The sequence below is a fragment of the Paenibacillus pedocola genome (genome assembly GCF_031599675.1).
Taxonomy (GTDB): domain Bacteria; phylum Bacillota; class Bacilli; order Paenibacillales; family Paenibacillaceae; genus Paenibacillus_AQ; species Paenibacillus_AQ pedocola.
Window position 1 is genome coordinate 4,689,147 of the sequence record NZ_CP134223.1, and the last position, 13,392, is coordinate 4,702,538.

Consider the following 13,392-nt stretch of genomic DNA (forward strand, 5'->3'; position numbering starts at 1 on the left):
ACATCCGCTGAAATACCGGATACAGGTATGAGGGTCAGAACCAATAGGAATGAATTCTTCGTTCAATCAGGAGGGTAAAAACTTGAGAAAAGAATGGTTTAGCAAGTCTATGATGATCATGGCCTTCACTTCGCTCTTGATTGGCTCGGCCGGCAGCGCCTTAGCTGCCCAGACAACTGCCGCCACTCCGCGGAAAAGCGGGTGGACTGCAGAAACCGCACCGAAAGAAAAGGTCGTTCAGGTAACTTCTGCAGCCAGTAACGGGAACGATAGCAGTGAGCCTAAGCTGATCCCTTCCGGTGAAGCAGCCTATGACAGCAGCCGGATTATCGTAAAGTACAAGCCCGGTTTCAGCTCACCTTCCAGTTCTATTCTGGATTCCGGCATCCTTAAGAACAGTATCAAGCTCTCCTCCATTCATGCAGAGGCACTGACGCTCCCTGAATCTGCCGATATTGAGCCGCTGCTCGCCAAACTGAATAAAGACCCCAATGTCCTCTATGCCGAGCCTAACTATAAGCTGTATCCGGCTGCAAGCGGCACACTCCCGGACGATACCCATTTCAAGGACCAGTGGGCGCTGCTGAACACGGGGCAGGATCCCGCAGGGTTCAATTCCCCCGGATTACCGGGACTTGACATGAAGGCTACGGAAGCCTGGAAGATTACCCAAGGCAGCAGTGATCTCATTGTTGCAGTCATTGATACCGGTGTGGTCATCGACCATCCTGATCTGGCGGACAATATCTGGACCAACCAGAAGGATTATGCCGGCAACGGCAAGGATGACGACAACAACGGGTACATTGACGATGTTCACGGCTGGAACTTCATGGATCAAACGAATCAGCTATATGACGCTGTGGACGGAGACTGGCATGGTACAGCCGTAGCCGGGATTATCGCAGCTGAATCGAATAACGGCATCGGTGTAGCGGGCATCGCTCCGAATGTGAAGCTTATGCCGCTCAAATTCATCAAGGGCGAATATGGCACAGAGCTGGCGCTGATCGAAGCGATTCAATATGCCGAGAAGAACGGGGCCAGGATCGCCAATATCAGTGCAGAAATGTACACCTACAGCCAGGCGCTGAAAGATGTGATCGATGCCTCAAAAATGCTCTTTGTAGTGTCATCCGGCAACTCTGGCGTGAACACGGATGCTACGCCCGCTTACCCGGCCGCCTATGACAGTCCGGGCATTCTCTCCGTAACGGCAGTGGATAATACAGGGAATCTGGTGCTAGGCTCAAATATCGGGATGGAAACCGTTGACGTTGCCGCACCCGGCCTGGAAGTCTGGACCACTGCACCGGTGAACAATCCGGGGCTGTCCGCTCAAATTGAGGAAGGCAATTCCAAAATCATTTTTAACGGAATCGCCTTCGAGAATATGCTCGATGAGGAGGATGCCGACCAGGATTACCGTCAGGATGCCTTTGACAGGGCGATGGATTATCTCGGTGCCTCCAAATACGACCCATCCGCCAGAATCCTCCTCGTACAGGATGACGGATCCAACATCGCCCCTTATCCAGCCAGTCCCAAGCTGTCCAAGTACAAGGAATTGCTTGAAGATTATGAAGGCTTTGATGAAGACAGAGATATTGTGACCTCCGCACCTGACGGCGGTGATGGACCTTCTGCAGCGAAGATGAAGGAATATGACGTGGTGATCTGGTTCACAGGCAGTGCCTCCTTTGAGAAATACCAGAATATCACTGAGAACGACCAGGTTCAGCTTAAAGATTATCTGAAGGACGGAGGAAGCCTGCTGCTGACCGGATCTTATCCGCTGCACAAAATTGAAGACTCTGCCTTCGTCAGTGATGTCCTGCATCTGTACTTCAAAGAGGAGTTCATGTGGGAATACGTAGTCGGGATTCCCGGCACCATCTACGAAGGTGTCCGTTATCCGCTGAATGAAGACAAGGATAACTATAACTGGGTAATCTCCAGGGACCCTTCCATTGCCAAGATCAACCTGGAATTCATTATGCCGGAGCCGAAAAGCTTGTACTCCTATGCATGGGGGACCTCTATCGCTGCCGCCAATGCCTCGGGTGCAGCGGCGTTAGTGCTCAGTCAGGATCCGTCACTCAGTCCGCTCGCCGTTAAGAACCGTCTCATGAGCAGCGGCACACGGCTCAGTTCACTGACCGGCCGCGTGGCCAGCGGAGCCATGGTCAACGCCTATCAGGCACTGGTAGATGATGACATTCCCGGCACCCCTTACTCTGGCCGCAGCATTACTAACCGCCTGGATCAGACTACGGACATGAATGATGTCTACTCCATCGAGCTCCACGCCGGTGAGAACATCAGCGTAGCACTGACCGGGGATAAAACGACCGACTTCGATCTGTACCTGTACTCCCCCGAAGCGGAAACCGTTCAAGGGAACAAGGATCTCCTGGCTTACTCGGAAAACGAAGGGACTTCTTCCGAATCCATAGATTACACAGTTACTGAGAGCGGAACCTACTATCTTGACGTATTCGCCTTCAAAGGCAGCGGTAATTATACGCTTAGTGTCACCACCGACAACCTGACAGGCAGCTATGAAGATACCAGCAGTTCACTGGCCTTCACCGGCCCTTGGGCACAGATCACCAGCAGTGCCTTCTCCGGAACCACCGCCAAGCAGATTAACGAGAAGGGCAAGCTTGAATTTGCCTTTGTAGGCAGCTATATCGGCTGGACCGGTGCCAAGAATGACAAGCAGGGCATTGCCAATGTCTATATTGACGGGATCAAGGTCGCCTCGCCTTCACTGTTCAGCAAAAACTCTCTCGACAAGCAGCTCATCTATGAAAAAATCGTCCCTTACGGTCAGCACACCTTCACCATTGAATGGACCGGCAAGACGGATCCCAACGGTAAAAAAACCGGCACTGCGTTCATCAATGTCGATGCCCTTACCGTGTCCCGCCTGATCCAGGAGAATGATCCCACTACCTCCTTCAGCGGAGCCTGGCAGAACAACTACAGCCTGAGCAATTTCGGCGGGGTTGCCAAATATACGAATAGTCCGGGAGCTTATGCCGAGTTCAAATTTGAAGGAAGCCAGGTCCAGCTGTTGGCAACTACCGGGCCGAACCGCGGCCAGGCCGACATCTATATTGATAATATGCTAGTGACTTCAGTGGATATGTACAGCTCATCTCCGGGCTTCCGGAAGGTCATCTTCGAATCAGGCGTCTTGCCGGCCGGCAAGCACACGCTGAGAGTGGAACAAACCGGGGAGAAAAATGCAGCTTCCAGCGGCACCTATATTTCGGTGGATGCCCTCTCCATCCTGCAATAACAGGTGATCATCTTCTCAAGAAATGGGGAACCAGAAATTGGCTAAATTAATGAGTAAACCATCTGTCGCGCTGTTCACTTCCATCCTTCTGCTGGCTGCTCCTCTGGGCAGTCCGGCATCGGCTGCCGGAACTGCGCCGGTACCTGTAACACTTGCCGATCTGCTTAATCCGGCACAGCCGCTTATTCCAGCCTCTCAGTCTGCCGCCCTGGAAGCGGCCAGCCGGGCGCAATCTCTGGCGCAAGCCGCAGTTCCGGCCGTCGTGGACAAGAACATCGACACGTCTTCTTCCGATAAAATCAGTGTCATCATCCAGCTCAGCGGCCAGGCTGTATCCGAAGCCAGACATTCGGCCAGCCAGTCCAGACGTTCCTTCTCAGTGCAATCGGCTGAACAGTCCGTGATGTCGGAGCAGGCTGCATTCAAGAGCACTGCCAGCTCCAAGGGCATCGCGATGAAGGTCAACTACCAGTACAATACGGTGCTGAATGGTATGGAGGTTACCGTCAGTGCCAATCAGATTCCGAAGCTGGCCCAGCTCACCGGGGTTAAGGCCATCAGCTTGAACAGCACTTATTATCCGATTCCCCTGATCGAAGCTCCGGCTGCGGAGGGCGGCACCAGTGCCAACTTCGAAATCGATCCGCTTGCACAGATCGGTGCAGACACTGCCTGGCAGAGCGGATTCACAGGCAAAGGCGTAAAGGTCGGTGTTATCGATACCGGCGTTGACTACAAGCACCCCGATTTGAAGAATGCCTACAAAGGCGGCTATGATTCCTTCTACCAGGATAATGATCCCTATGAAGAGATTCCTGCGATCTTCGGCTTCGAGGGCACCAGCCATGGCACCCATGTGGCCGGAACCATTGTCGGACGCGGAGAGAATACCAACTCCGAGGTCGTCCAGAAAGGGGTCGCTTACGAGGCCGACCTCTATGCTTATAAGGTCCTGGGAGCTACCTATAATGAGGAGAGCGGACTCTACAAAACCTCCGGCACCTCGGCACAGGTCATCGACGGCATTGAGCATGCTGTTAAGGATGGCATGGATGTCATCAACCTGTCGCTCGGCTCGGATCTAGAGAAAGGCCCGGATTCGCCGGACTCCATCGCCGTGAATAATGCCGTGCTCTCCGGTGTCGTTGCAGTTGTAGCGAACGGAAATGCCGGAGCCGACGGCAAATATTATTATTCCATGGGCTCGCCGGCCAGCTCCCAGCTGGCGATTTCCGTAGCTGCGGCCACAAGCACCAGCATCCATTACAGTGCCAATTTCAGCGCACAGCTGACAGACACAGTAACCGAAGAAGTGTACTCCGTGACAGACACAGTCTACTCCGATCTTCTCGGCTGGAGTTATAAAGGCGATAATTTCGGGGAGCTGCTGGGAACCGAACCGCTGGATGCAGTATATGCGGGACTAGGTGATTACAGTGACTATAACGAAGTTGGCGACGTTACAGGTAAGGTGGTTGTGGTCTCGCGCGGCAACCTGACGTTTGTAGACAAGGTCGCTATTGCCAAGAGCTACGGAGCAAAGGCTCTGATCATCTTCAACGGTAATTCGGTGAACGGATCGGAAGCGGTCGATCTCTCGGTGAGCATCCCCGGACGCGATGGCCCGATTGGTGAAGTAGGTTTCCTGGGAGATGATTATGCCCATATTCCTACCTTTGACATGGCCGGTTCTGCAGGCCGGGCCCTGGCCCGGGAGATTCTCGCGAATCCGGATAAACCGCTGCATATTACCTTTGGCAAGGACTTTCCGATGACTATAAAGCCTGGCGACACGATTGCCAGCTTCAGCTCGCGCGGGCCGAATTCGGATGATAATTACGGCATTAAGCCGGACATCAGTGCACCTGGCGTGAACATTTTGTCCACGCTGCCGGAATACGCCGCCTATTACGGAGATCCTGAATATTCTTATTATTTCGACGGCGAGCCAAGCTATGACCTGGCCTATCACCGTTCCAGCGGGACCAGCATGGCCTCTCCGCACATCGCAGGTCTTGCGGTACTAATGACGCAGGCCCATCCTGACTGGACGCCGCTCGATATTCGGGCTGCGCTGGCCAACACTGCAGATGTCATTTCCGATGAGAGCGGCATCCGGTACGATGTGTACTCCCAAGGCTCCGGACGGGCCGATGTGGCCAGCGCTCTAATCACACCGGCTGTAGTGGAGGCTCTTGATCCAATTACCATTTATGATGAGCAAATGAATGCTTCAATCATCGAGAGCGAAGCCAGCAATTTGAGCTTCGGAGCCATTGAACCGGGTTCCGCTCCGCTGTCTAAACCGCTACGGCTCAAAAACTTCTCCGGTGAGAAAGTGACCTATACCGCTTCCGTAGTGATGCACGCAAGTGTGACATCCGATCCTTCCGATCCGATCGCCACTCCGGATGTGAGCAATATTGAGATGACGCTTGGCGGCCTTGATGCCAATTCCACCATCACTGCCGCCGCAGACTCCAGTACCCCCTTCACCTTATCTGCCCAAGCTGCGGACAGTGCAGCCCACGGTGTGTATGAAGGTGAAATCCTGCTGGAGAGTCCAGGGCTTCCTCCGCTGCATCTGCCATTTGTGATCCATGTCGGCAGCGATGTGGCGGATAACGACTTTGGCCTGACGAATGGCAATCTGACGAACAAAAGAATCTCTCCGGCTGCTCCAGCCGATTTGTCGGTCACGCTTGCGAATGATCACACCAACTTCATGGTGGTTGAGGTGAACGGTCTCAGCGAGGGCTATATCGGCCGGATTTCCGACTGGTATGATTTGAACGAAGAGACTCAGACGCTGGCTACACTTCCTGAGGGCAGAGTGAACTTCGAAAATATTGACGGAAGCTACTCGGACGGAACCATCGATGAGTACGGTAATTATGTAATCAAGCATCTGGAGCCGGGACAATATAAGCTCGGTATATACGCGGTACAGTATGACGAGAACTTCGACGTCGCAGATGTCCAGCTTATAAATATGACGTTCTATATGATGGGAGAAGACGAAGACACTACTGTACCTACTGAGCCTACACCGGATCCGGGCGGCGGCGGTGCAATACCTTCACCTACGCCAACACCTTCACCTACGCCTACTCAAGCGCCCGATAATGGCGGCGGCGGCGGTGCTGCTGCTACACCGGCACCAACCTCAAGCAGTCCGGTGTCCCCTTACGAACCGCTGTCGGCTGTAGTTGAACCGGGCCAAACCATTGCCGCCCTTACAGGAACCTCTGCTCCGGACGGAGATCAGACCGTGATCACCATCACCAGTGCCGAGCTTCAGAAGGTGCTGGATACAGCAACAGCCCGGGCCGTCTACAGTGTCACTGCCACTGCTGCGGATAACAGCAGCGCCAAGGCCAGCCTGAAGCTGACGGCTGAGCAAGTGAAGCTGCTGAAGTCCGCACCAGCGGACAGCGCCCTTGCCTTCACCTGGAACGGTGCAGCTGTATCCTTGCCGCTGTCCGCGCTATCAGGACTTGCAGCCAATGCCGAGCTGACCGTCTCAATTACGCCGGATGCTAATAGCAAGGCAGCCTTTGCCACAGGCTACGCTGGTGCCTCGATACTCGGAACGCCTTATACCTTCGAAGCTGTCTCAGCAGTGGCCGGTGTCTCCACCAAAGTAACCTTCGCACCGGATCAGATTGTCCACCGGGCCTTCCCGTTGGATAAAGGCATCGGCGCCGCGAATGCAGGCGCACTGTATACAGAGGGCGGCCAGGTATATCCTGTGCCTGCCAAGTTCAAGACCATGGCGGATGGATCCACCTTAGTCACAGTCAGCCGTCCGGGCTTGTCAACTTATGCAGCTGCAGCTAGAACTATCTCCTTCACGGACATCGGGTCCTCCTGGGCGAAGAGCCAAATCCAGACCCTGGCTGACAAGTTTATACTGAACGGAACTTCAGCCGGCACCTTCTCGCCGAAGAATCCGGTCACCCGGGCAGAATTTGCCTCCATGCTCGTGACCACTATCGGACTGGATAGAGCAACGGCAGCGAATGCGTTCACGGATATCAGGGGAAGTGAATGGTATGCACAGGATGTGAATGCCGCCTATCAAGCCGGTCTGATTACCGGCTATGACGGAAGCTTCAGACCGAACGACAAGATCACACGCCAGGATCTGACCGTCATGCTGGCCAGAGCCATTAAACTGCTGGACCTCAAGTTCACCAGCGGTACCGCAAGTGTGCCTTACGGCGATGCTGCAGCTTTCAGCAGCTACGCCAAGGACAGTATCCAGGTAGTCAGCGATGCCGGCCTGATGCAGGGCGAAAGCCAGCAGGGGCAGTTCATCTTCCATCCTGCCCTGCCAACCACCCGCGAAGCCGCAGCCAAGGTGCTGTACCAGCTGCTTAGCCTGGGCGGATTGATTTAGGAAAGCTGTAATGAAGAAGCCCCCTGCCATCCAATAACGATGGCAGGGGGCTTTTTCGCTAGCTTTTAATAAACCATTGTACAATTACAATAGCTGCTCCCAGCTCAATGGGGTTCCCGCCTTCAGATCTCTTGTTATTTGCTTTCCTAAAAGCAGATCATAATATTTCGGATCCAAACCGAAGCCTGGACGGATCACCCTTAGATTCGCTGTCGTCAATACTTCACCAGCCTTGATATCCTTAGAAATGTAAATGGACCGTCGAAATTGGAGTGAATGCTCTTCCTCCTTTGTTGGACCGATCGCAACCCCGCCCAGCGACTTCCAGGCGGTATCCGTCTCTGTCACGAGGGCAGCGAATTCTTCAGGCTCCAGGGAAAAAGCAGAATCAACGCCGCCTTCCTCCCGGTTAAGGGTGAAGTGCTTTTCAATTACCGTGCTTCCCAGGGCTACACTTGCCACAGCCGCTCCAATTCCCAGGGTATGGTCGGATAGACCCACCTGACAATGAAATACATCCCTTAAATAGGGGATCGTATTCAGATTCGAGTGTTCGGCTGAAGCCGGATAACTGCTTGTGCATTTTAATAAAATGAAATCATTGCAGCCTGCAGCGGTAATGGTGTTGACTGCATTTTCAATTTCGCCAAGTGAAGCCATACCGGTTGAAATAATCATCGGCTTTCCTTTGGAGGCGACCTTTTTTAATAAAGGGATATCATTATTTTCGAAGGAGGCAATTTTATAGCAGGGAACACCAAGGGATTCTAAAAATTCGAGCGAAGTTTCATCAAACGGTGTACTAAACGGAATCATTCCTAATTCCTTACAGGATTCAAAAATCGGCTGATGCCATTCCCAGGGGGTATATGCCTCTTTGTAAAGATCGAATAAAGATTTTCCTGTCCAGAGTCCACCCGATTCGATCTTAAAATCTCCCTCCTGGATCTGAAGAGTCATCGTATCCGGAGTATATGTTTGAATTTTGAACGCGTGCGCTCCTGCTTTTGCCGCTGCCTTGACTATTTCGAGCGCCCGGTCAAGGGACTGATTATGATTCCCTGACATTTCCGCTATGATAAACGGAGGGTGGCTGCTACCTATCCGTCTGTTACCGATCGTTATTTCCTTCATTTGCTTTCTCAACCTCCTCTTTCAGAAATTCACTTTGCTTCTCCCACTGTTCCTTGAATAGCCCCATTAACACCACATCAATATATTGATTATTTTTCAGAAGCTGCTTTACCAGCCTGCCTTCTTCGGCAAAACCTAATTTGTGGTGATAGGATAGGCTCCTCCGGTTAAAGTCCAGGATTTGAGCACAAACCTTTCTCACAGGTCTTTCTCTAAAAATGTAATCCAAAGCTAAGATCCCCATGGCCTTCCCGGACCCGCGGGGACAGGACGTATCTCCAATATAAAAGCCCCAGTCACAGGTTTGGTTCTTGGGATCAAGGTGTGAGAAGTTCACGAAACCAACTGGCTTTTCCTGATAAAAACATAGTTTAACTAGCTTCCCTGCATCCTTTTGCACAGCCTCTAACCAGCGGTAATGCGCCTCTAACGGGATCAAATCATCATGGTTCATAAAAGGACGGATATGATCGGCATTTCGCCATTCCCATACAAGGTTTATTTCGTTCCGGCCTAAATCCCCCAGTCTATAATCATGAATGGATGTCATTGTCCCCTCCCATAATCTGATCTATGACTTCATTGAATTTATCCTCTCCCATTAGCTGAAGGGCTTGTTCTGACATCTCTTTCACCAGTGACGGGCTTGCAAGCATCGAGTTAATTCCATGCTCAATCCTTTGCGCTGTAACTTCGGCACTATCACCTAAGCAGCAAGTAGCTCCTTTTTCGTGGACCCGTTTGGTTATTTCTCTCTGGTTATCTGCCGTCACAATGGAAAGAGAGGGTAATCCTAAATAACACCGCTCCCAGGTGGAGCTTCCGCCCGCTCCGATGGCAAGGTCGGCCTTCCGCATTAATTCGGCCATATAATCAATCTGACAATGAAAGAAAGCGTTCGGCATAGGATTACATATGTGTTCAATGACATCCTTATTTGTATTCTTTTCACCTACTACGACATCGAGGTGTAAATTAGAATATTGGCGTTTAGTTAATACTTGTAACGTTTTTAAGGTTTCATGGGTAGGGTCAGTACCTCCAAAAAACACAAGAATTCTGTTGATGCTTCCATCCCGCTCAGCTAACTGCTTCTTCACTGACCGAAATTCAGGCCGAAGGATGGCATAGCTGGTCCCCACTAACTTCACGCAGCTATCCGGGACTAAGCCATGATAACGGTCCCCGGCAGATGAACTATTCTGGTCCAGTACCATGCTGCATTGATGCGGGCGGTCGGCTAAGTCATCAATCACAACAATCTTCGCCACATTTGCTTCTATTAAATTCTCCCAGCGTTGATCGATTCCATAATGGTCAATGATCAGGCAATCCACAGGGGAAGAGGCAATAAGAATTTGCAAGGTTTCCATCGCATCCGTCTTGAAGTCCACCCGCAACCAGGATGCATCAGCCCGTTCACTCCGGAAAGGCAGCAAAAATACAGGATAGCCTTGTTCCCTAATATAGCTTGCCAGATTCCCGGGCAAATCACGGCAAATGAATGAAACCTTCGCCTTCCTGTCTTTAAGCTCATTAGCAAGGGTTAGACAGCGCATCACATGACCCGTACCCATTTCATAGGAAGAATCGACCCGAAAAATAATGTTCATTGTTAAGATCCCCTGTTAACGTCTGTGTTCTTTTGTTCGATATGAGCGTTGATTAAGATCCATTCCGGATGCTCCTGCAAAATAGAGACAACATCCCCCAGCGTGAACCATTCTATGCTCTTCCCGCACAGGGCTGTTATCACTCTTGCCATTAATTCAAAATCCTCTTCCGTGTCCACTGTGAGGCGATATGCGCTTAAATCTGGTGTCTGCTTCACTTGTCCTACTCTAAAAACTTCAGGATGTCCGTACAAATATGAGGTTACATGCTCCCGCTCTGCAGCAGAACCTGCTTCCTTAAACGCTTGTTCCAGCACCTTCATGGAGAAAACTTCAACATCATATCCACGCGGATAGGTTCTCTCCATAGTGTTCGATACATAATCATATCCTGCTGAATGGGACAGAAATGCAGTGATTACCTCGTCTATTACAGCCGGGTCCACTAACGGACAGTCTGAAGTAAGGCGGACAACCGTGTCAGCTCCATAACAACAAGCAGCCTGATAATATCTCGACAGGACATCTTCCTCCGGCCCCCGGTAGTAATCCACAGACATTCGTTTACACAAATCGATGATGGGCTGTTCTGCATCCTTAGTTGTTGTAGCAATGACAATTTGGTCTATGGTCCTGGATCGTCTTACTTGCTCTATCTGATATTCCAGTAGCGGTTTATTTACGACCTCTTTCATAATTTTCCCCGGCAATCGGGTCGAACCCATCCTTGCCTGTATGATGGCTACTATTCTCATAGGATCTCCTTCATATCATTTGGAGTAATGGTTTAAGACTTTATTAACAGCACGGATAACGTCATGAACATCCTGTTCTGACATCCCCTGAAACAGCGGCAGCGTAATAATTCTGTTATACAGTTGTTCCGCGTTCGGGCAAAGCCCTTGTTTGTAGCCGAGCTCTTGATAATAAGGTAAGAGGTGTACCGGGATGTAATGGACATTAACACCAATGTTCTCCTTAAGCAGTGCTTCAAAGATATTTTTCCTGCTGCCTTTTAGCTGCTCCAGGTTCAGAGCGATGATATACAGATGCCAGCTCGAGACCCCACTACTACTTTGGTATGGAATTTGAATCGTTTTGGTGTGCCGGAATGCCTCATTATACATAGCCGCATATTTCTTCCGTAAATCAACAAACTGCTCTAATTTCTTGAGCTGGCTTATGCCAAGTGCGGCCTGGATATCCGTCAACCGGTAGTTATACCCCAGGAATTGCATTTCATAGTACCAGGGGCCATGATTCTGAATCATATGATCAGGGTTACGGGTGATGCCGTGCGACCGGAATTGCAGCAGCTTCTCATAATACAGCGGGTTGTTCGTTGTGATCATTCCGCCTTCTCCCGTTGTTATATGCTTTACAGGGTGAAAGCTGAACATCGTCATATCGCCAATGGAGCCAATGCTTTTATTCTTATACTGTGCACCAAGCGCATGTGCCGCATCTTCAATCACGACTAGGTTATTTTCCCTGGCAATGGTATGGATCTCATCAAGCTCAGCCGGCTGGCCTGTAAAGTGAACTGGAATAATTGCTTTTGTGTGTTTGGTTAGCTTTTCCCTGATCCGTTTGGGATCCAGGTTATACGTTTGCGGATCGATGTCGGCGAATACCGGTGTTGCTCCTTGATATAATACACAGTTCGCTGAAGCGGCAAAGGTCATGGGAGTTGTAATAACCTCATCCCCCTCGCCAATCCCGGCAGCAAAGCATGCGCCATGTAAGGCTGCTGTTCCGCTTGTGAAGGCCACCGCATACTTCGCTCCTGTGATCCTTGCGATTTCAGCTTCAAATTGCTCAATGGCCGGACCGGTCGTTATGAAATCACTTTGTAACACCTGAACAACCGACGCAATATCTGCTTCATCGATGAATTGTCTTCCATAAGGCAAATAGTGACTGCGTACGGGAGTTCCGCCATGGATTGCTAATGTGCTGCCGCTCATGATTTGGACACGTCCTTTCGATGAAAGGTTGATTGTATCCAGTTTTCCGTCCGCTGTATCCCCTCTTCAATCGTTACCTTTGGAGTCCAGGACAGGATCTTTTCAGCTTTTTGATAATTACACAGCAGCTTTTGGATCTCACTTTGGGGATGAATATGAGGAATATGATGAATAGGCGCTTGTCCCCCTGAAATAAGCTCTGCTAATAGATTGATGGAAATATCTTTCCCTGTACCTGCATTTACAATTTCTCCATTCAACTGATCGCTGTAACCCGCTTCAACCACAAAATCAGCACAATCCTCTACAAATAACAGATCCCGTGATTGGGTGCCGTCTCCATAGATATTTAGGGGTTCGCCTTTTAATTTACTATGAATGAAGATGGCCACCACTCCGCCCTCACCGCCGGTTTTCTGATAAGGCCCATACGTATTAAACGGTCTCACGACCACAACGGGTAAACCGTAGGCGAAGAAATAGGATAACACCATATTTTCAGCAGCAATTTTTGCTCCGGCATAAGGGGAAGCGGGTTTGATAGGAGATTGCTCGTGAATTCCGCGTTCGTCGCTTGCTCTGGCGTAAACCATGCATGTACTCATAAAGACTATTTTCACATGCTGCTTTCTGCATTCTTCCAGTAAATAAAAGGTAGCAATAGTGTCGTTGTTAAACGTAGTTTCGGGATCATCGATACTGTCTTGAACATTAATGCTGGCTGCGAGGTGGTAACACAGATCAAATGTGGTATCCCGGAAAAGCTCTATTAATGATTCTCGGTCTTTCAGGTCCATAATTTTGACCATTTGCAGATGTTCATTGCCACTATACTCTTTCAAGTTATCAAGGGATGAATTTGCTAAATTATCGATTACCCAGACCTTCTGTCCATCCTTTAACAAACGTCCTACGACCCATCGGCCAATAAAGCCAGTCCCACCGGTTACGAGTATGTTCATAATAAAC

Annotated in this window: 8 protein-coding genes; 2 read left to right on the forward strand and 6 right to left on the reverse strand. The window is 50.5% G+C overall.

Annotated features, from left to right (window positions below; translation table 11 throughout):
* The first annotated feature begins 82 nt into the window (after positions 1-82).
* Both QU597_RS20845 and QU597_RS20850 read left to right on the forward strand, forming a co-directional pair.
* Positions 83-3,307, forward strand: a complete 3,225-nt coding sequence (locus QU597_RS20845) for a S8 family serine peptidase (protein ID WP_310829665.1) — start codon at positions 83-85, stop codon at positions 3,305-3,307.
* A gap of 37 nt (positions 3,308-3,344) precedes the next feature.
* Complete coding sequence (locus QU597_RS20850) at positions 3,345-7,709, forward strand: S8 family serine peptidase (RefSeq protein WP_310829666.1); 4,365 nt, start codon at positions 3,345-3,347, stop codon at positions 7,707-7,709.
* Positions 7,710-7,793: 84 nt separating this feature from the next.
* Here QU597_RS20850 and pseI read toward each other — a convergent pair whose 3' ends face one another.
* Genes pseI through QU597_RS20880 form a run of 6 tightly spaced genes read right to left on the reverse strand, consistent with a single transcriptional unit; the run spans position 7,794 to position 13,385 of the window.
* Positions 7,794-8,843: a pseudaminic acid synthase gene (gene pseI / locus QU597_RS20855; protein WP_310829667.1), complete on the reverse strand. Its 1,050-nt coding sequence runs from the start codon at positions 8,841-8,843 to the stop codon at positions 7,794-7,796.
* The gene (gene pseH, locus QU597_RS20860) at positions 8,821-9,393 is read right to left on the reverse strand and encodes a UDP-4-amino-4,6-dideoxy-N-acetyl-beta-L-altrosamine N-acetyltransferase (protein WP_310829668.1); all 573 of its coding nucleotides are present in this window, start codon (positions 9,391-9,393) and stop codon (positions 8,821-8,823) included. Before pseH ends, pseI begins: the two co-directional genes overlap by 23 nt.
* Complete coding sequence (gene pseG, locus QU597_RS20865; RefSeq protein WP_310829669.1) at positions 9,377-10,456, reverse strand: UDP-2,4-diacetamido-2,4,6-trideoxy-beta-L-altropyranose hydrolase; 1,080 nt, start codon at positions 10,454-10,456, stop codon at positions 9,377-9,379. Before pseG ends, pseH begins: the two co-directional genes overlap by 17 nt.
* 2 nt (positions 10,457-10,458) lie before the next feature.
* Complete coding sequence (locus QU597_RS20870; protein ID WP_310829670.1) at positions 10,459-11,211, reverse strand: cytidylyltransferase domain-containing protein; 753 nt, start codon at positions 11,209-11,211, stop codon at positions 10,459-10,461.
* Positions 11,212-11,226: 15 nt separating this feature from the next.
* Positions 11,227-12,423 (reverse strand): UDP-4-amino-4,6-dideoxy-N-acetyl-beta-L-altrosamine transaminase, encoded by a 1,197-nt coding sequence (pseC, locus tag QU597_RS20875; protein WP_310829671.1) that lies wholly within the window; start codon positions 12,421-12,423, stop codon positions 11,227-11,229.
* The gene (locus QU597_RS20880; RefSeq protein ID WP_310829672.1) at positions 12,420-13,385 is read right to left on the reverse strand and encodes an NAD-dependent epimerase/dehydratase family protein; all 966 of its coding nucleotides are present in this window, start codon (positions 13,383-13,385) and stop codon (positions 12,420-12,422) included. The genes pseC and QU597_RS20880 overlap by 4 nt, the downstream gene beginning before the upstream one ends.
* Between the last annotated feature and the right edge of the window lie 7 nt (positions 13,386-13,392).